The organism is Agrobacterium genomosp. 13 str. CFBP 6927, from assembly GCA_900012615.1.
GTDB lineage: Bacteria > Pseudomonadota > Alphaproteobacteria > Rhizobiales > Rhizobiaceae > Agrobacterium.
In genome coordinates, this window is sequence record LT009757.1 from 1,138,746 (window position 1) to 1,158,083 (window position 19,338).

General features: G+C 59.8%; 19 protein-coding genes. 10 read left to right on the plus strand and 9 right to left on the minus strand.

Annotated features, from left to right (window positions below):
• Positions 1–87: 87 nt before the first annotated feature.
• Complete coding sequence (locus AGR13A_RS19540) at positions 88–939, minus strand: type 1 glutamine amidotransferase domain-containing protein (protein ID WP_080838770.1); 852 nt, start codon at positions 937–939, stop codon at positions 88–90.
• A 131-nt stretch (positions 940–1,070) separates the two neighbouring features.
• Between AGR13A_RS19540 and AGR13A_RS19545 the strand changes: the two genes are divergently transcribed.
• Complete coding sequence (locus tag AGR13A_RS19545) at positions 1,071–1,961, plus strand: LysR family transcriptional regulator (RefSeq protein WP_139786098.1); 891 nt, start codon at positions 1,071–1,073, stop codon at positions 1,959–1,961.
• 42 nt (positions 1,962–2,003) lie between these two features.
• On the opposite strand, the gene AGR13A_RS19550 is transcribed toward AGR13A_RS19545, so the two are convergent.
• Complete coding sequence (locus tag AGR13A_RS19550; protein WP_080838774.1) at positions 2,004–2,903, minus strand: LysR family transcriptional regulator; 900 nt, start codon at positions 2,901–2,903, stop codon at positions 2,004–2,006.
• Between the two features lie 116 nt (positions 2,904–3,019).
• Between AGR13A_RS19550 and AGR13A_RS19555 the strand changes: the two genes are divergently transcribed.
• From AGR13A_RS19555 to AGR13A_RS19580, 6 genes are all read left to right on the plus strand, one after another.
• Positions 3,020–3,952: a VOC family protein gene (locus AGR13A_RS19555; RefSeq protein WP_080838776.1), complete on the plus strand. Its 933-nt coding sequence runs from the start codon at positions 3,020–3,022 to the stop codon at positions 3,950–3,952.
• Between the two features lie 142 nt (positions 3,953–4,094).
• Positions 4,095–4,787 carry a hydrolase gene (locus AGR13A_RS19560; RefSeq protein ID WP_080838778.1) on the plus strand — a complete coding sequence of 231 codons (693 nt, stop codon included), beginning with the start codon at positions 4,095–4,097 and terminating at the stop codon, positions 4,785–4,787.
• A gap of 72 nt (positions 4,788–4,859) precedes the next feature.
• On the plus strand, positions 4,860–5,150 hold the full coding sequence (locus tag AGR13A_RS19565; RefSeq protein ID WP_080838779.1) for a XapX domain-containing protein: 291 nt from the start codon (positions 4,860–4,862) through the stop codon (positions 5,148–5,150).
• Positions 5,150–7,132: an amidohydrolase gene (locus AGR13A_RS19570; protein WP_080838781.1), complete on the plus strand. Its 1,983-nt coding sequence runs from the start codon at positions 5,150–5,152 to the stop codon at positions 7,130–7,132. The genes AGR13A_RS19565 and AGR13A_RS19570 overlap by 1 nt, the downstream gene beginning before the upstream one ends.
• Positions 7,133–7,320: 188 nt before the next feature.
• A complete protein-coding gene (locus AGR13A_RS19575) occupies positions 7,321–7,761 on the plus strand; it encodes a DoxX family protein (protein ID WP_080838783.1) in 441 nt (146 codons plus the stop codon).
• Entirely contained in the window at positions 7,758–9,356 is a 1,599-nt protein-coding gene (locus AGR13A_RS19580) for an MFS transporter (protein WP_080838786.1), read from the plus strand. The genes AGR13A_RS19575 and AGR13A_RS19580 overlap by 4 nt, the downstream gene beginning before the upstream one ends.
• A 46-nt stretch (positions 9,357–9,402) precedes the next feature.
• Here AGR13A_RS19580 and AGR13A_RS19585 read toward each other — a convergent pair whose 3' ends face one another.
• The 3 genes from AGR13A_RS19585 to AGR13A_RS19595 are packed head-to-tail and all read right to left on the minus strand — an operon-like array spanning position 9,403 to position 11,559.
• Positions 9,403–9,999, minus strand: coding sequence for an NUDIX domain-containing protein (locus AGR13A_RS19585; protein WP_080838788.1), 597 nt, complete (start codon positions 9,997–9,999; stop codon positions 9,403–9,405).
• 27 nt (positions 10,000–10,026) lie between these two features.
• Positions 10,027–10,872, minus strand: a complete 846-nt coding sequence (locus AGR13A_RS19590) for a PhzF family phenazine biosynthesis protein (protein WP_080838790.1) — start codon at positions 10,870–10,872, stop codon at positions 10,027–10,029.
• Between the two features lie 57 nt (positions 10,873–10,929).
• On the minus strand, positions 10,930–11,559 hold the full coding sequence (locus AGR13A_RS19595; RefSeq protein ID WP_080838792.1) for a LysE family translocator: 630 nt from the start codon (positions 11,557–11,559) through the stop codon (positions 10,930–10,932).
• Positions 11,560–11,707: 148 nt separating this feature from the next.
• Here AGR13A_RS19595 and AGR13A_RS19600 point away from each other — a divergent pair, with 148 nt between their 5' ends.
• Together AGR13A_RS19600 and AGR13A_RS19605 are read left to right on the plus strand one after the other, a co-directional pair.
• Positions 11,708–13,087: an aminotransferase-like domain-containing protein gene (locus tag AGR13A_RS19600; RefSeq protein WP_167377599.1), complete on the plus strand. Its 1,380-nt coding sequence runs from the start codon at positions 11,708–11,710 to the stop codon at positions 13,085–13,087.
• A 24-nt stretch (positions 13,088–13,111) separates the two neighbouring features.
• The gene (locus AGR13A_RS19605; protein ID WP_080838794.1) at positions 13,112–13,720 is read left to right on the plus strand and encodes a nucleotidyltransferase domain-containing protein; all 609 of its coding nucleotides are present in this window, start codon (positions 13,112–13,114) and stop codon (positions 13,718–13,720) included.
• A 14-nt stretch (positions 13,721–13,734) separates the two neighbouring features.
• Here AGR13A_RS19605 and AGR13A_RS19610 read toward each other — a convergent pair whose 3' ends face one another.
• The 3 genes from AGR13A_RS19610 to AGR13A_RS19620 all read right to left on the minus strand — a co-directional run bounded on the left by AGR13A_RS19610 (position 13,735) and on the right by AGR13A_RS19620 (position 17,018).
• On the minus strand, positions 13,735–14,517 hold the full coding sequence (locus AGR13A_RS19610; protein WP_080838796.1) for a pyrroline-5-carboxylate reductase: 783 nt from the start codon (positions 14,515–14,517) through the stop codon (positions 13,735–13,737).
• 114 nt (positions 14,518–14,631) lie between these two features.
• A complete protein-coding gene (locus AGR13A_RS19615) occupies positions 14,632–15,378 on the minus strand; it encodes a F0F1 ATP synthase subunit A (protein ID WP_035223856.1) in 747 nt (248 codons plus the stop codon).
• A 479-nt stretch (positions 15,379–15,857) separates the two neighbouring features.
• Positions 15,858–17,018, minus strand: coding sequence for a calcium:proton antiporter (locus tag AGR13A_RS19620; protein ID WP_080838799.1), 1,161 nt, complete (start codon positions 17,016–17,018; stop codon positions 15,858–15,860).
• Between the two features lie 316 nt (positions 17,019–17,334).
• Here AGR13A_RS19620 and AGR13A_RS19625 point away from each other — a divergent pair, with 316 nt between their 5' ends.
• The gene (locus AGR13A_RS19625) at positions 17,335–17,616 is read left to right on the plus strand and encodes a K+/H+ antiporter subunit F (protein WP_035223938.1); all 282 of its coding nucleotides are present in this window, start codon (positions 17,335–17,337) and stop codon (positions 17,614–17,616) included.
• Between the two features lie 102 nt (positions 17,617–17,718).
• Here the strand turns inward: AGR13A_RS19625 and AGR13A_RS19630 are convergent, their stop codons facing one another.
• The gene (locus tag AGR13A_RS19630; protein WP_080840347.1) at positions 17,719–19,257 is read right to left on the minus strand and encodes an FAD-dependent monooxygenase; all 1,539 of its coding nucleotides are present in this window, start codon (positions 19,255–19,257) and stop codon (positions 17,719–17,721) included.
• Positions 19,258–19,338 lie beyond the last annotated feature (81 nt).

A 19,338-nucleotide genomic window follows, 5' to 3' on the forward strand; every position in this document is an offset into this window, starting at 1 on the left:
GGGACGACCTCATTGCAGTCAAAGCAGAAGATTAGCCGGATAGTGAATGTGCTCGGCTGGATGAGTTTTCTCTCCAACCGACGGCCGTCACATCTTTGTTTTCAAACGCTTGAGGATTTCGCTTGCGACTTGATTTGCGGTTGCCGGGTTCTGGCCTGTGATCAATTCACGGTCAGTTACCATGTTCGGTTCGAAGGCCGTCTTGTTGCTGACGAAAATCGCGCCGGCTTGCTGCAGGGCATCCTGGGGATAGAACCTCATCTCACCGCCGCCAAGCAACGGCTTGGCCATCTCTTCTTCCTCATTGCTGAAGACGGTGACCCTGTATCCAGCATAAATCCAGTCGGCGGGGGTCTTCGGGGTCGCACCGGTCTCCAGGTCGTCTTTGAATGTAGCGGCATCGTCCAGGGTGGACATCAGGGCAATCGGCCCATGGCACATCAGCGCCGTTATCTTTCCCTCCGTGTGAAACTGCCGGAGAAGCGGGCCAAGTTCGGGGCTGACCAGCAAATCCTGCATGGGGGCATGTCCGCCCGGAACATAGACCGCGTCGAAATGATCATAACCGATCTGCTTGATGCGCGAGAGGCTGACGACAGGTGAAGCACGCTCATCCAGTATCTTCAGTTCCGCAAGCAGGGCTTCGCCCGCGCGCATGGCGGCCTCGTCTCCGCCGAAATACATTTTGTCGATTGAGGTCTTGTCGACGGCCGGGATTTTGCCCTTCGGCGTTGCGAAGGTCACCTCGTGGCCGGCGTCGAGAAAGGCTTTTACCGGCTGCATCAGTTCATTGAGATAGAAACCTGTCTTGAAAACCTTGCCATCCTTGAGGTCAAGATGATTTTCGTCCGAGAGCACGACGAGGATGTTGGCAGCTTCGGCCTGCGCGCCGGCGAAGATGAGTGCAAGCGTTGCCGCAAGCGAACGGATCAGTTTCATGTCTGTCTCCTGGGGTGGCTGATATCATCGGCGGCGGGGCCGCATGCATTCGATTAAGAGGATTTATTCTCTCTGACGAAGGCGATAAACATGACCTTGTGTAAATCATTTGTTCTCGGGAGGATGTAATCATGCGGCGTTTCGATTATCTCGGTGACGTGGAGGCTTTTGTCACCGTTATCGACAAAGGGTCGATCAGCGCCGGTGCGGTGGCGCTCTCCACAACGCCATCGGTCCTCAGCAGGGCGATCACGCGCCTCGAAACGCGTCTGGGAACGCAACTGGTGCGGAGGACGACACGGCGTCTCAGCCTGACCGAGGCAGGCCTTGCCTATCTGGAACAGGCTCGAGCGGCTTTCACGATAATCAGCGATGCAGAGAGGGCGGTGCAGGGGCGGGATGGCCCGCTGGGCGGGCGCATACGCATCAGTGTTTCCACGACCTATGGGCATTTCCGGCTACCGGAAAAACTGGCGCGCTTCGCCACCCTTCATCCGAAGGTGCAGATCGAAGTCAGTATTTCAAACCGGAACGCCGATCTGGTCGCCGAGGGTTATGATATCGCCATCCGTCTCGGTCACCTTCCCGACAGCGGGCTTGTCGGCCGCAAGCTGGAGGATGCGCCGCTGCGTCTGGTTGCCTCCCCTGCCTATATCAAACGCATGGGTATGCCACACTCGGTCGACGATCTGGGTCGGCATCAATGCCTTCCATTCATCATGCCCAGTACCGGCCGCCCCGGCGCCTGGCTGTTTTCAGTTGATGGTAAAGATATCGACTGGATGCCGCAAGGCACGATCGAGGTTTCTGAGGACGTGTTGGGCGTCATGTCCCTGGCCGAGGCGGGCATGGGCATCTGCCAGACCTATGATTTCATTGTGCGCGAACGGATCGAACGCGGCAGCCTTGTTGAACTTTTGCCGCAGGCGTCAGGTCGCTCGCGCCCGTTCTCGATCCTTTATGTTCCCCATAAAAGCCTTTCTGCGGCTACCCGCGCGCTCGTCGAGACGCTGCTCGAGTAGCGTGCGATGCAAGTGCGCGCAGGGGAATGCCGATCCCGAAGCCTACTCCAGCGCCACCATATAGGCCGGCAGCTGCTCCTCGAAGAATTTCGAAAAAGTGGCGATGCGGGGTGGCAGGGCCTGATAGGGCGGATAATAGAGCGTCAACCAGAGTTCCGGCGGTGCCCAGCCTGGCAGGACATGAACGAGCCGGCCGCTGCAAATATGTTCGGCGATGTGAAATCCCGGCAGCATGGCCACGCCCGCGCCATCCGCCGCCATATCAGCCAGCACCTCGCCATTATTGGCGCTGAATGCGCGACCGGCCGCGATGGTAATGCTCGATCCGCCGTCCGAGAGTGCCCAGTTCTCCCGCCGGCTTTCGCCGCTATAGGCAAGGCAATCGTCAGGGGTCAGTTCGCTTGGATGTTCCATCTGCGTAAACCGACTGCCCGGTGCCGCCACCAATATTCGCGGCACGGCCCTGATCTTGCGCCAGATGGTGAATTTGTCCGATGGGGCCGACGAGATGCGGATCGCGAGATCGTAGTCGTCGTCAACGATGTTGACGAGGCCGTCCGAGAGGGAAATCTCGAAGCACATTTTCGGATAGAGTTCGCGGAAGCCGGACAGGATTGGCGGCAGCACCGTCTTGCCGAGCCATGTTGGCGCGCTGATCCGCAACCGCCCTTCGTCGGCCTTATGGGCATTGCGGACATCGCGCCGTGCATTTTCGAGCGCCTCGACCGCCGGCTGAATCTGCGCGGCAAAGACAGCGCCATCCGTCGTCAACGACACCTGACGGGTGGTACGGACAAATAGTTGCACACCCAGATCATCTTCAAGCGCGGCAATCGCACGGGTGACGGCGGCGGCCGTCATGCCCAGTTCGCGGGCGACCTGCGCGAAGTTGCGCTTTTCGGCGGCCATCAGAAACGTTTTGAGAGCTTTGTGATCGTTCATCCGATTATTTCAAAAATTGCAATTCATTCAAGAGAAATATTGCAATTCCGCGATGCAATCAAGCGGGTTACATCTTTGTCATCGAAACGGACACACCAGCAAGAAAGGCTCCGGCCATGATCAAGGATATCAAGGGTCTGCACCACGTCACTTCCATGGCGTCGGATGCCAGGCAGAACAACAGATTTTTCACCGAAACGCTCGGGCTCCGCCGGGTGAAGAAGACCGTCAACTTTGACGAACCCAGTGTTTATCACCTCTATTACGGGGATGAAAATGGAACGCCCGGCACGGTCATGACCTATTTTCCCTTTGCCAACATGATGGCCGGTCGTCCCGGCGTCGGCGAAGTGGGCGAGACCCAGTTCTCCATTCCGAAGGGTTCGCTGGGCTTCTGGAAGGAGCGTCTGAGTGCCAAGGCTGCCACCGGCATTCAAGCCGACACGGTCTTTGGCGCCAATCGCCTGCGCTTCACCGGTCCCGATGGCGATGGCCTTGCACTCATCGAAACAGCTGATGACGCCCGTGCTGCCTGGCTGGCTGAGGGTATTTCCGAAGACAACGCCATACGTGGTTTCACCGGCGCGCGCTTCAATCTGAACGACACGGCCGCGACTGAGGAACTTCTTCACTTCATGGGATATGAACGGGCAGAAGTCGAAGGCAATGTGACGCGCTTCATCGTTCCCGGGGGCAACGGGGCCGATACGATCGATCTCGCAACCCTGCCAAAGACGCCCTTTGCCCGTCCGGGAGCAGGCTCTGTCCACCATATCGCCTTCGCAGTCGAAAACCGCGAAAAGCAGCTCGAAGTGCGCAAGGCGCTGATGGATACCGGCTATCAGGTTACCCCCGTTATCGACCGTGATTATTTCTGGGCGATCTATTTCCGCACACCGGGCGGCATCCTGTTCGAGATCGCCACCAACGAACCCGGCTTCGACCGGGACGAGGATACGGCGCATCTCGGCGAAGCACTCAAGCTGCCGAACCGCTATGAGCCGTTCCGCAACCAGATCGAGGCAAATCTCGCTCCTCTCGCTGCATAAACCGGGCGTGTAATCCACGCCCACTGATCGATACTTCCGCGCCTTTTCAAGACGGCTGCCCGTGCCGGGCAGCCGATTGGCGAAGCCTTGTCAATTTCCACCGCCGCAGATCGGCAATCACCACCAGAACGGAGAAACGAAAATGTCCAAGCTCGAAGTCCTGACCCCCGCCAACAGCCAGCTCATCTTCATCGACCAGCAGCCGCAGATGGCTTTCGGTGTGCAGTCGATCGACCGTCAGACCCTGAAAAACAATGTCGTCGGCCTCGCCAAGGCGGCAAAGATTTTCAATATCCCGACGACCATAACCACGGTCGAAACGGAAAGCTTCTCCGGCAACACCTTCCCGGAACTGCTCGCGGTATTCCCCGAGAACGATATCCTCGAGCGCACCTCGATGAACTCCTGGGATGACCAGAATGTTCGCGATGCGCTGGCGAAGAATGCGGCGGCCGGCCGCAGGAAGATCGTTGTCTCCGGTCTCTGGACGGAAGTGTGCAACACCACCTTTGCGCTCTCCGCGCTCCATGATGTCGCGGATTACGAGATCTATATGGTGGCGGACGCCTCCGGCGGCACCTCCGTCGATGCGCACAAATATGCCATGGACCGCATGGTGCAGGCCGGCATCATTCCAGTCACCTGGCAGCAGGTGCTGCTCGAATGGCAGCGCGACTGGGCACGCAAGGAAACCTATGACGCCGTCACCTCGCTGGTGAAGGAACATTCCGGCGCCTACGGCATGGGCATCGACTATGCCGTCACCCATGTCCACGGAGGCGAAGAGCGCGTCAAACACGGCAAGCGCATCGGCCCCAACCCGGCCAAGAAATAAGCTTTCAACCGCGCCGCACCGGCAGGATCGCCATCCAGCCCGGTGCGGCTTTCACCCATCGAGGAGGTTCCCATGAAAGTCTATCTTCTGTCCCTTGGCGCCGGCCTGCTGGTCGGCATCGTTTACAGCCTGCTCAATGTGCGTTCTCCCGCACCGCCCGTCATCGCTCTCGTCGGCCTGCTCGGCATCCTGGTTGGCGAGCAGATCATTCCCTTCGCGAAGACGATCGCCGGCAAGGAACCGGCCGTCGTTTCGTGGATCAACCAGATCAAGCCGCACATGTTCGGCCATATGCCGAAGGGTGGCGCTGAAACCACGGGTCTCGCCGAAGTTAAACAGCCGATCGAGCGGGAGAGAGGCTGATGCCGACACGACGCACCTTTCTTGGCGCGGCTTCGAGCCTTGCCTTTCCGAATCTGTTTTCACCGGCTAAGGCCGCTGATCCCATCAAGACCGGAGGTTCTTCCATGCATCCAGATACGATCCTTCACAATGGCCGCTTCACGACGCTCGACCGCGGCAATCCGAATGCAACGGCAGTCGCCATCAAGGACGGCCTGTTTCTGGAGGTGGGAAGCGACGCCGAGGTCATGGCCCTTGCCGGACCGGATACGAAGATCATCGATCTGAAGGGCAAGCGGGTTCTGCCCGGCCTGATCGACAACCACACCCACGTCGTTCGCGGCGGCCTGAACTTCAACATGGAACTGCGCTGGGACGGCGTGCGCTCACTTGCCGATGCCATGGACATGCTGAAGCGTCAGGTGGCGATCACCCCGGCGCCGCAATGGGTGCGGGTCGTCGGCGGCTTCACCGAACATCAGTTCGTCGAAAAGCGCCTGCCGACCATCGAGGAAATCAATGCGGTAGCGCCGGATACGCCGGTCTTCCTGCTGCATCTTTACGACCGGGCGCTGCTGAATGGCGCAGCCCTTCGCGCCGTCGGCTATACGAAGGACACGCCGAACCCGCCCGGCGGCGAGATCACCCGCGATGCGAACGGCAATCCGACCGGCCTGCTGCTGGCCAAGCCGAATGCCGGCATCCTCTATTCGACGCTCGCCAAGGGGCCAAAGCTGCCGCTTGATTATCAGGTCAATTCCACCCGCCACTTCATGCGTGAGTTGAACCGGCTGGGCGTGACCGGCGTGATCGATGCTGGCGGCGGCTTCCAGAATTATCCTGACGATTACGAGGTGATCCAGAAGCTGTCGGATGAGAACCAGATGACGGTTCGGCTGGCCTACAATCTCTTCACGCAGAAGCCGAAACAGGAGAAGGAGGATTTCCTCAACTGGACGTCATCGGTCAAATACAAGCAGGGCAACGACTATTTCCGGCACAATGGCGCAGGCGAAATGCTGGTCTTTTCCGCTGCCGATTTCGAGGATTTCCGCCAGCCGCGCCCGGACATGCCGCCGGAAATGGAAGGCGAGCTCGAAGACGTCGTCCGGATTCTGGCGGAAAACCGCTGGCCCTGGCGTCTGCACGCCACCTATGACGAGACGATTTCGCGAGCGCTGGATGTTTTCGAAAAGGTCAACCGGGATATCCCGCTTGAAGGCTTGAACTGGTTCTTCGACCATGCCGAAACCATTTCCGACCGCTCCATCGACCGAATTGCCGCCCTTGGCGGTGGCATCGCAACCCAGCACCGCATGGCTTATCAGGGCGAATATTTCGTCGAGCGTTATGGCCAGGGCGTGGCGGAAGCCACACCGCCGATTGCGCGAATGCTGGAAAAGGGCGTGAACGTTTCGGCCGGCACGGATGCAACGCGCGTCGCCTCCTATAATCCTTGGGTGTCGCTGTTCTGGATGGTGACGGGCAAGACGGTCGGCGGCATGCAGCTTTATCCGCGCGCCAATTGCCTCGACCGCGAGACGGCGCTGCGCATGTGGACCGAAAAAGTCACCTGGTTCTCGAACGAGGAAGGCAAGAAGGGCCGCATCGAAAAAGGCCAGCTCGCCGATCTCGTGGTGCCGGACAAGGATTATTTCTCCTGCGCGGAAGATGAGATTTCTTTCCTCACCTCGGAACTGACCATGGTGGGCGGCAAGGTCGTTTATGGCGCCGGCGACTTCAGGACGCTGGATGAAAGCAATATTCCGCCGGCGATGCCCGACTGGTCGCCTGTGCGAACCTTCGGCGGTTATGCCGCCTGGGGAGAGCCGCAGGGCGCTGGAAAGAACTCGCTCAGACGCGCAGCCATCACATCTTGCGGCTGCGCCAATGATTGCGGCGTTCACGGCCATGACCATGCCGGTGCATGGACGTCGAAATTGCCGATTGCCGATCTGAAGGGCTTCTTCGGAGCGCTGGGCTGCTCCTGCTGGGCAGTCTGAGCCCGGCCAGCGGAAAAATCCACCGGGCAGCGGATCGCCGCTGCCCGGCCTGCTCAAGAATATTGCGTAATACGCAATTATATAGAAACTATTGATGCAATTGTTGGCGATAATCCTTTGCGCCAATATCGCTCCATCAGATGAACGCAGCGCCGCTCGAACCGACCGGCTAGATCGCAGGAGCAAAAATGACCGAGCCATCTTCAACCCTCCGCCCTCGCGGGCTTCTCGCCGATATCGTTGCCGCGCCAGTAACGAAAACCCTAGCGCTTCTGGCGCTCTGCTCGGCCTATATTCAGGGGCCGCTGACCAAGATCTTCGACTTCCCCGGCGCGATTGCCGAGATGAGCCATTTTGGCCTTCAGCCGGCGGTCGCATTCGCTGTCGTCGTCATCCTGTTCGAGCTTACCGCCTCCGCTCTGGTGGTGTCGGGCTTTCTGCGCTGGGCCGGCGCTCTGGCGCTTGCGGGCTTCACGCTTCTGGCCACCTTCATCGCTCTTCGCTTCTGGGAAATGGCGCCCGGCATGGACCGCATGATGGCCACCAACGCCTTCTTCGAGCATCTTGGCCTTGCCGGTGCCTTCATTATCGTCGCTGCAATCGATCTCACGAAAGGAACAGGCAAATGAGTGCCGCAAAGTCCTCTGCGAGCAGCTTTGCTCCCCTTGCACAACCGGTTTTCGCGGTCCTCTGGGCGGCGACGGTGCTTGGCAATACCGGCAGCTTCATGCGCGATGTCGCCAGTTCATGGCTGATGACCGATCTTTCGGCCTCGCCGGCGGCCGTCGCCATGGTTCAGGCGGCCGGAACCCTGCCGATCTTTCTTCTGGCGATCCCGGCCGGCGTGCTGACCGATATTCTCGACCGCCGCAAGTTCCTGATCGCCGTGCAGCTTCTGCTGGCCTCGGTCAGCGTCACCCTCATGGTTCTTTCCCATACCGGCCTGTTGTCCGTCAGCGCGCTGATCGGGCTCACCTTCCTCGGCGGTATTGGTGCGGCGCTGATGGGGCCGACCTGGCAGGCCATCGTGCCGGAACTGGTGAAGCGTGAGGATATCAAGAGCGCCGTGGCGCTGAACTCGCTGGGCATCAATATCGCCCGCTCCATCGGTCCCGCCGCCGGCGGCATCCTGCTCGCGGCTTTCGGCGCGGCATTCACTTATGGCGCCGATGTCGCAAGCTATTTCGTGGTCATCGCCGCGCTTTTATGGTGGCCAAGGGCGAAGAACGCCAATGATGCACTGGCCGAAGGTTTCTTCGGGGCATTCCGGGCGGGCCTTCGTTACACCCGCGCCAGCCGGCCGTTGCATGTCGTCCTGCTGCGGGCCGCGATCTTCTTTGCTTTTGCCAGTGCCGTTTGGGCACTGTTGCCTCTGGTCGCCCGGCAATTGCTCGGCGGAGATGCCAGCTTTTATGGCATCCTGCTTGGCGCGGTCGGTGCCGGCGCCATCGGCGGCGCGTTGATCATGCCGAAACTGCGCGCACGTTTCGATGCTGATGGCTTGCTTCTGGGGGCAGCCCTTATTACCGCACTCGTCATGGCGGGATTGTCGCTTGCTCCGCCCAAATGGCTTGCCATCATCATCCTTCTCTTCCTTGGCGGCGCATGGATCACGGCGCTGACGACGCTGAACGGTGCTGCTCAGGCAATTCTTCCGAACTGGGTGCGCGGTCGTGGCCTCGCGGTCTATCTCACCGTCTTTAATGGCGCCATGACGGCGGGCAGCATCGGCTGGGGTGCGGTTGGCGAAGCGGCGGGCGTGCCGGGAACCCTGCTGATTGGCGCTGCTGGTTTGTTCGTCGCCGGTCTCGTCATGCATCGTCTGAAGCTGCCTGCCGGAGATGCGGATATGGTGCCTTCCAACCATTGGCCCGAGCCGCTCGTTGCCGAGCCGGTGGCCCATGACCGTGGCCCGGTTCTGATACTGATCGAATACAATGTCGAAAAGCATCATCGCAGCGCATTCCTGCATGCGCTTGACGAGCTGTCCCAGGAACGTCGACGGGATGGCGCCTATGGCTGGGGTGTGACCGAAGATTCCGCTGATCCGCAGAAGATCGTCGAATGGTTCATGGTAGAATCCTGGGCCGAGCACCTGCGACAGCACAAGCGGGTCTCCAATGCCGATGCGGATCTACAGGGCAAGGTACTCGCCTATCACTCGGGTCTGGAAAGACCGGTCGTGCGGCACTTCCTGACAATCAATCGTCCAGGCAAAGCTTGAATTGGAAAAGGGGCCGATTGGCCCCTTTTTATTATCCGGGTCAGGATCAGCGCAGGCCGTGCTTTTCCTGCAAAAGCCGAAGGGCAAGATGCTGGAGCAGAATAATCGTCTTTGCATCGCGGATTTCGCCACGGTCAATCATCCGCATCGCCTCGGGAAGGGCGATTTCCAGCACATCAATATCCTCTCCTTCGGCAGCGGAGCCGCCGCCCGCGCCGACCTTGTGTTTTTCGGCATATTCGCCATGGAAAAAGGCCAGATATTCCGTGACCGATCCGGGGCTCATATAGATATCGAACAGATGCGTGAGTTCGGAAACCTCATAACCGGTCTCCTCAATCAGTTCCGCACGCATGCGTGTTGCAGGCTCTGCGCCCTCCAGCAGTCCCGCCGGTGTCTCGATCAGTGATTTCAGGCCGCCGTTCAAAAGAACCGGCAGCCGGAACTGGCGCGTCAGCAGGACGTGGTCGTTCGCGGGATTATACAACAGGCATGTCGCCCCGTTGCCGCGATCATAGGCCTCCCGGGTCTGCCGCTGCCAGCTTCCGTCTCTGAGCCGGAGTTCATATTCATATTTGGTCAGCCGTCCCCAATCATCTGCCAAGACGCGTTCGGAAATCGGGCGGTAAACGCTGCTGTCCATCCAGTCACCTCGTTTTCATCTGTCTTTTCAAAGGCCTTGCAACCGGCCCTCGACATGTGTGTGCGTTTCGCCGCCGACCCATATCTGGCCGGCATCGTCGCGTGTCAGGTAAATGCGGCCGTTCCGGCCAAGGCGTGTGCCTTGCGCGGCGATATAGTCCTGCTTTACCACGCCCGTGGCAAACAGCCATTGCGCCAGCGAGGCGTTGAGACTTCCGGTGACGGGATCTTCGGCGATAGTGCCCAGATGATCGCTGAAGAAAGCGCGGACCTCAAAGGCGGTCTCGCCGCCTGTCGCATGCGGACCCACCACGCCGATATCGATATGCCGGTGCCAGCTGCGGGCCGGGTCAAGAGCAAGCACTTTTTCTGCTGAAGCAAGTCTGATCCCCAGCCAGCCGGGACCATTATCGACCCAGGCGACATCAACAATGTCGCGCGCGTCGATGCGCAGGATCTGCAGTGCCTCTTCCAGTTCAGCCGGCGTTGGTGCACCGGAACGGATCAGAGGCGGGGCGGCAAAGGAAAGCCGTCCATGCTCATTCCGGATCGTGACCAGCCCCGCACCGCATTCCTGCACGATTTCCGTTTCGTTTTTTGGCGTACCCTTGGCGGAGAGCCAGGCATGGCAGCTGCCCAATGTGGGGTGTCCGGCAAAGGGCAACTCCCTGTCCAGCGAGAATATCCTGACCCGGTAGTCAGCCTTTGGATGCGTCGGCGGCAGCAGAAATGTGGTTTCGGAAAGATTGAACCACCGCGTCAGTCGCTGCATGTCATCCGTCGTCAAATTGTCGGCGCCGGTGACGACCGCCAGCGGATTGCCGGAAAGCGGACCGGCGCTGAACACATCGATCATATGGAGTGTAAAGGTCATAACATCGCTCTTTCAGTTTGAATCAATGGGTGGTGGTCGTGGAGAGGGTTGGGGCGTTCAGCCCTGCCAGACAAGCAGTTTAATGCCAGCAATGGCAAACACGGCAGAAAGCACGGATTCGATCCAGCGCCGCAATCTGGTGTAGAGCGCAACCATCGAGGCCGTAGAAAAGAGCAGGGCATAGCCGCCGAATACGATGATACCGAGGACTGCGCAGCCGCCAATGATTGCCGGCAGCATGCCGGCTGACCCTTCCGCGCGAAACCCCAGCGACATAATCGCTATCCAGGAGAGGATGGCCTTTGGGTTGCCGATATGCATGAGAAGGCCCTGCCGGTAGAGCGCCCGATAGCGCGGCCTTGCACGCCCGGCATTCGTGCGCGCGATGTCGTGGGCCGGCCTCAGGGCCGATCTGCCGGCGCGCAAGGCGAGATACAGCAGATAGAAGCCACCGACGATCTTGATGACGAAAAGCGCCTGGGCATAGGTGGTGAGCACGGCGGACAGGCTGGTCGCCGTAAGGATCGCCCAGAAGAGCGAGCCGGTGATAACGCCTGCGGCCAGGACGAGCGCCGGCAAGCGGCCGTCACGCATCGCCGTCGCCATGATCGCCAGGTTGCTCGGCCCCGGGCTGGCGGTGGCGATGAGATAGGTGCCATAGACGAGGGCGAGCTGGCTGGCGATCATTCGGACGTTCTCCGGCAATCAAAGGGCGTCCCCGGCAAGAGCGGGAGGTCGTCGCGTTGAACGATGTGGGTTTCACGAAGCGACGTCATAGCCTATGTTACACTTGCTGTTTATTGAAATAGTGTAACGTGACACTTTAAACGAGGTGGTGCCTGTGCTGCTGCAATCCCCCTGGACGCCCCGCCTCGCGAACATCGAGGCGAATGCAGCCGAGCGGCTGGTGCTTGCCCTTGCCGATGACATTATCGAGGGGCGGCTGGCGGGGGGTGACCGCCTGCCCGCCCATCGTGATCTGGCATGGAAGCTGGGCGTTGGCCTCGGCACGGTGACGAAAGCCTATGCAGCTCTTGAACGGCGCGGCCTGACGCGCAGCGTCAAGGGGCGGGGTACATTCGTGGCGCTGCAGGAGGCGCATGCCGACCGGCGGATCGACCTCTCCTCCAACGCGCCGCCGCCCACGCTCAACCCCCGCATTCTGGCAAAAACGCTGACCGGGATCGCGCGCAAGATCGATGCGGATCATTTCAATCTCTACGCCCCGCCCGCCGGGCATGTGGAACACCGCCGTGTTCTGGCGCGCTGGCTGGAAAAGCTGGGATTGTCCATCGATCCGTTGCATCTGGTGCTGACGAGTGGCGCCCGTCAGGCGCTGGCGCTGGCCTTCGATCTTGCCTGCGGTCCCGACGGTCTGCTGCTGACCGAGCGGATCACCTATCCCGGCGCCCTTTCGCTTCTCCGGCGCAAGGGGTGCCGGATGCGGGGGGTGGAGATCGACGCCGAGGGAATGGTGCCTGAGGCGCTTGCGGAAGCGCTTGGCGGCACGGCCTCGCGCGGTGGCAGGGCGGTCTATCTGACGCCGACATTGCACAACCCGACAACCGCCACCATGGGCGCGGCGCGACGGCAGGCCATTACGGATATTTGCCGCCGGGCAGGTGTCTGGATCATTGAGGACGGCGTGTATGCGGCATCCGAACCCGGTTTGCGTCCCCTGGCGGCATTGGCGCCTGACATTTCATTGCATGTGAATGGATTGTCCAAATCGCTCGGTCCCGGTTTGCAGATCGGCATGCTCACGCTGCCGACAGGATTGAAGGGCGCAGCGGAGCGTCTTTTGCAGGATGTGCCGATGGCCCCTTCGGCGCTTTCCTGCGCGGTGGTCGAGGAGTGGCTGGCCACCGGCATCATTGCGTCGGTCCAGCGGGATCTGCATCACGAGGCGCGGCGGCGCTCTGCTCTCGCTGTTTCTCTTCTCGGCGTCAGCGAACTGGTCTCGCATCCCGCTGCATATAATGTCTGGCTTCCGATGGAACGTGACGCCGCCGATCGTTTCGTATCCATCGCATCCGCAAGCGGTATAGGATTGACCGCTCCGGAGTCCATGATGGTGGATCCGCAGGATCAGGCAAGCGGCATTCGGTTTTGCCTCGGCGGCCCGTCATTCGACGACCTGACCGGGGCAATGATGCTTCTGGCGGGATTGCTGAAACGGTGGTCCGACGCAGCCGGGACCAAATCACGACCATGACAATCGCATGAGAGATCCGACAGCATGAATAATCAAAGCCTTGTCCCTGATCAGGATATCTGGGAGCCCTGGAGCCCTGCCGAGCTTTTTCGGCGATTGAGCAACGTATCGCGACCTTGGTGCGTGGTTGGCGGATGGGCTCTCGATCTGTGGCACGGGAAGAAGACACGCGAGCATGAGGATCTGGAATTCACGGTCCTGCGTCAGGATCTGGGCATTTTCCGGCGTGAATTGAACGATATGGAATTTTACACCGTCAATGACGGCGTGCTCGAGCGGTTGGCCGCTGACCGGGAACCGGCGACGGAGATTTTCCAGATATGGTGTTTCGATCGTGCCGCTCTCCGCTGGCGGGTTGATATGATGATCGAGCCGGGAACGGATGACAGCTGGGTCTACAAAAGGGATCCGCAAATTACGCGGCCCCGCATCGAGATGGTTGCGCTGACCACAGACGGTATTCCTTACCTAAACCCCGCCGCCGTGCTGCTGTTCAAGGCAAAGCACCGCAGGCCCAAGGACGAGGAGGATTTCGCACACGCCGCACCGAAATTGCCGGCGTCCGAGCGTCGGTGGCTGCGGGATTGTCTCGAACACCTCCACCCCGAACACGAGTGGGCAAAGGCGCTATAGGCATCGAATTGCGCCTATTGCGCAATCCGCTCCAGCACGCGGCTCAAAGCCTGCTTCAGCGCATCCGAACCGCCATTGTCGTTGAAATCGTTCAAGACCTGCTCGTTGAGCCCGCCTTTGGTGGCGAATTCACGGCTGAGGTCGATGAAGTCGATGTCCCTGCCGGCATGGAGCGTTACCTCGGATAGGCCGGCGAAGAGGGGTGCAAGATAGGCGCGCGCCTTTTCTTCCGGCAGGCCGTTTTCGACAAGCCACTCCGTCGTGTGCTGCAAAATGCCGAAATAGGTGGCCATCAGCGCGCTTGCGGCGGCGAGAAGGTCGTATTCCGCCTTGGTTTCGCATTCCACCGCATTGCCGAGAACGTTGAAGATCGCCGCCGTATCCATATCGGGCGGATATATGGCGGTGACGCCCTTGCGCCGGGCAACGAAGGGTAGGGGAATTGCCTGCGTGAGGCGCACATCCGCACCGATCCAGTCGAGAAGGGCCTGCCGGTCTGTCGCGGCAACGACGCTTATGACCTTTTGTCCATCCCGGAACCGCAAGGCGCGGATGACCTCTTCGGCGATCTGCGGGCGGATCGCCAGCATGACGGTGTCGCAGCCGTCGACGATTGCCTGATTGTCGCCGGACACGATCACCTGCGGAAAATCGGCGGCAAGCCGGGCCGAGATATCCGCGCTGCGCTGGGAGACCATGACATGCGGCACGGCGGCGGGCTTGCCGAGCAGGCCTCTTACCATGGCATCGGTGATCGCTCCGGTTCCGATGAAACCGATCTTCTGGGGAAGGGACATGTTTGCTCCGCGCGGTGAGGGCCGAAAATACGTCGGCCATCTGATTTTCGCGCAATGCTAAATTTTCAGCCCGGAATTGTCGACACGCAGGTGGCCGATTTCCAGATCGGTATGCTAGTGGCCCGGATGCAAGGCGTCATTGAGGTACATGCAGGTCAGCATGGTGAAGACATAGGCCTGAATGGCAGCCATCAGGAACTCCAGCGCCGTGATCGCGACCGTCATGAAAAGCGGTGCGATGGCGCCGATCATGCCGAGGGCATTGACGCTGGCCAGCGACACGACAAAACCGGCAAAGACCTTCAGGGTGATGTGACCGGCAAGCATGACGGCAAACAGGCGGACGGAGTGGCTGACCGGTCGCGACATATAGGAGATGATTTCAATCGGCACGATGATGGGTGCGAGAATTGCCGGGATCCCGGCCGGCTTGAAAAGGCCGAGAAAACGAATGCCGTGTTTGAAAAGCCCATAAAGCGTGACGGTGCCGAACACCATCATCGCCAGACCAAATGTGACGATGATCTGACTGGTGACGGTGAAAGCGTAAGGAAACATGCCGATCATGTTCGCGAACAGAATGAACATGAAAAGCGAGAAGACGAAGGGGAAGAACCGCATTCCCTGCTCGCCGGCATTGTCACGCAGTGTCTTGGCGACGAACAGGTAAAGCATTTCAGCACTGGATTGCCACCGGCCGGGCACGAGGCGCGCCCTGCTCGTGGCCAGCAGCAGGAACGAACTCGCCAGGGTGACGGTGAGGAACATGTATGCCGAGGCATTGGTGAAGCTCAGATCGATATCACCGATGGTAATTTCAACGAGGGGTTTGACTTCGAATTGCTCGATAGGGCCGGCCATGGAAGGTCCTTCAGTAGATTGCGGCAATGACGGGGACATGCTGATGCGCAAGGTCGCGGCTCTGCCGGACGCAGGAAGGCCACGCGTTTGATGGAGCATCAGAAATGAGGAGGGTGTTCGCTAGGTCGGTCATCCTGATCCCAAAATTGAGAATCAGGGCCGTCCCCGGAACGCTTCAAGGCACGGGTCGTCCCGCGCGAGCGCTTTCTAGCCAAATCGCCGGCGGGTGGCAATGGCTTTCGGGCAAATGCATCAGCGCGGGAAAGTCTGACCGCGTGGTTGGCGACAAAAATGAAGATCAAGGCCGATGAGATCAGCGTTTTCCAGCTTGCAGTGCGCTCGTGCGCACTCCGCATGGCCGTTTCCGAAATGTCTCGATAAAGCGTCTGCGGCGTTTTCCACATCATGAATCTCACGATTGTGGGGCCGTCCCCGTTTGGTTTCGCAGAGCGCGGGCCGTCCCGCGATGCCGGACGTTTTCAGGCCGTAAACAGCAGCAGCCCAAAGATCGCGAACAGCATCAGGTGCAGAAGACCCTGTACCGCGGAGGTTCGCCTGCCCAGATAGGTGAGGGTCGTGAGCGCGATGGTCAGCGTAAACAGGATGGTTTCCGTGGACGAAATTCCAAAGATCACCGTTTTGCCGGACAGGAGGCCGACTGTCAGAACTGCCGGCACGGTCAGCCCGACTGTCGAGACGAATGCGCCGAGGCACAGGTTGATTGCCCTTTGTGTCTCGTTTTTCAGCGCAGCCTTGACGGCCGTGATCGATTCCGGCGTGAAGACGATGATCGCAATGAGCACGCCGCCAACCGCCACGGGAGCTCCGGCCCGGGCGACGCCATAATTGATGACGACGGCAAGGTCATGCGCGAGCAGCACGATCGGTAACATCAACCCGATCAGCATCGCCGAATGAATGATGTTTTTTCTGCGCGCCCCGCCCTCCTGAGGAACATGATCATCCGTCATGCCGCGAGCGATTGGTTCCGCCAGCCGGATGGACATCCGGCCCGGTTCGGGCTGCATGAAGTGGCTGCGGTAGCGCCCCATCTGAAGGGCAAGGAACCCGCCGTAGACAATCACGGTCACGACCGAAACCACAACGGCCTGAAGAGCGGTAAAGGTGCCGTTGCCTGCCGGCAGCGTATTCGGCACCAGCAGCGCGACCCCGGCCAATACAACCGTCATTGCGATGAAGGAGACGGCCCCCGGCGCATTATATTCCTGTTCGCCATAACGAATCGCGCCCGCGAACAGGCAGATACCCGTCACGAGGTTGAGAATGATCATCATCACCGCGAATATGGAATCTCGTCCGATCGTCGGCGCCTCGTTGGGCCCGAGCATCACGGCGGCAATCAGGATCACCTCGATTGCAACGATCGAGAGGGTGAGAATGAGCGTTCCGTAAGGTTCGCCCAACTGATGGGCAAGTTCGTCAGCCTCTTTTACGACACCGAAGGCCGCCATCAGGATTGTGGCGAAGAGAACGAGAAAGCAGGAGATTGCGATGGTCGGCGTCATATCGGGCGAAAGCCATGACTTACCGGCGAATTGGAAAACCACGACGACCAGCCAGGCCACGATGAGTTTGGGCCAGGGGCCCCGGATAAATGATGGAGATTTTGTATCTGACATTGCAGGCGACCTCATCTGGGGTCGTCCCCGGCAATCTGTCGCATTCGGGTCGTCCCGAACGAAGCTTCGTCAAGCAGCTGGCTTCAGCGATACCATGACCGGGTTCTTGGAGGCAATGGCGCTTAAATAGCTGTCTTGAAGATAGGTGCCACTGATGATAGCACCCATTTGTGCAGGACGACCTGCGCCATCCGGATCAAGAGGGGACGGCCCCGTGTGTAAAGAACACGAGGAGAGAGCCATGATCCCTTCCGACCACCCTTTGCAGATTTGCCTTCTTTCTCCGGCGCGACCTTACTGAGCGGTGTCGGCGATGTTGAGTTCGGATATCATTTATTGGTCGACCAGTTTTGCCCAGGGAATGCTTCTGCTTTCCATGGCGCTTGCCACATATCGCCTGATCAAGGGTCCACGCGCGCAAGATCGTGTCATGGCTGTCGATACCATCTACAATCTGGGAATATTACAGGCGCTGGTGTTGGCGATTAAAACCGGAAACGCCCTCTACCTTCCCTTCATTCTCATCCTTGCAGTTCTCGGCTTCGTTTCGACGGTCGCGCTGGCGAAGTTTCTCATGCGAGGTGAGGTGATCGAGTAACGGGTTGGCTTCGGTCGTGTCGGTAAAATACTGGAGCTGGCGGCGGCTTTTGCCGCCGTCAAGCGCATCGTTTAACAAGGCCGTTCCCTGCTTCAGCTACTGTCAAGCCACGCCGAACCATCGGGCCGCCGCCTGCGCGATTTCCTCTTTGTCGGCAATGGAATCTGCAGCCCAGGCGACGATCCCGTCGGGACGCACCAGCACGGTGCTCAATCCCAATCGATCCGCAGCGTCGACCGCGACATATGCGATCTGTCCTTTCCAGCGATCGGTCAGTGATTGAAGGGATGCATCCGCGCCAAAGTTCAAGAGCAGGCCTTTTCCTTCTCGCAAAAGTTCGCCGGTCCTCCTCCCGTCCACCAGTTCGAAATCCGGGACGCTGTGGCCGACAAGCGGATGGTTGCCGCCAAGATCGTGGCGGATGGAAACGCCCCAGACGCGCTCGGCAAAATATGTCGCGCCATCGCGGGTCTCGATGAGATCGCGGATGATGGCCTCCAGCGCCCGGCTGCTCCGGCCTGGACGCATGAGCGCGACCTGGGCGCGCGACCAGTCGAGAACCCGCGCGCCGATCGGGTGCCGTTCGCTCGTATAGCTGTCCAGCAATCCGTCCGGTGCAGTGCCATGGATCGTCGCTGCAAGCTTCCAGCCAAGATTGATGGCATCGCCCAGCCCGAGATTGAGCCCCTGTCCGCCAAGCGGAGAGTGGATATGCGCGGCATCACCGGCCAGCAATACCTGGCCCCTGCGGTATGCCGTGGCCTGATAGGCGCGGTCCGTCCAGGTGGTTGCAAGCTGAACATTGGTGACAGTGACGTCGGTGCCGGAAACATGCCGCAATACCGCTTGCACATGCTCCAGCGTTATCGGGCTGGTGCGGTGAAACCGGCCGCCGTCAAAATCGACCATCGCGATGGTTCCGGGCTTCTGATAGGTGTACATGCCGGTTGGCGTGTAGTGACGACCCGCAGCGAGTTTTTCCGGATTCGCCATTTCGACCTCGACGGAATAGCCGGTAAATTCGGGGTCGGTGCCGATGAAATCGAAACCGCCAGCCTTGCGCACGGTGCTGCGGCCGCCATCGCAGCCAACGAGCCACCGTCCGCGAAATGTCCGGCCGCCGGCGCGAATGGTTACGGCCCCGTCCGACTGCTCGAAGCCATCAATACCGGCACCCCGCCGGATCTCGGCACCCATAATATTGGCACGTGTCTCCAGAACGGATTCGATCTCTTCCATGCTGGAAGCCATGGTAACGGGTGTCGAATCCGGCAGGCGATAGGCCCATTTCGAGGTATCGATAGTGTCGTGAAAAAACTGAATGCCGGCGAAGTGGCCGCCTGGACGGCGCTGCTGGTGCATCCAGTGCTGGGCCGACAAATGGCTGTCGTTCGATTGCTCTTTGGTGCGCTGCCGTTCGGCAAGATCATCCAGCAAGCCGCGCCGGTCGAAACTTTCGATGGTCGGCGCGGAAAGGCCACGCATGCCGAAGGGAAGTTTCTTGAGCGGAGAGCAAGGGTCAGGGGCTTGCTCCAGCACCAGGACCGAAAGGTTTGCGAGACGAAGCTCGCAGGCGAGAAACAGGCCGACAGGGCCGGCGCCGGCAATGACAACATCATAAGTGTCTGGATTATTTGACATGAACTGCTCCTTCTGGTCGTTCGACCGGAGCGGCTCGTCGATTTTGAGAACCACACGGACGAACAATTTGACGCCTGAACA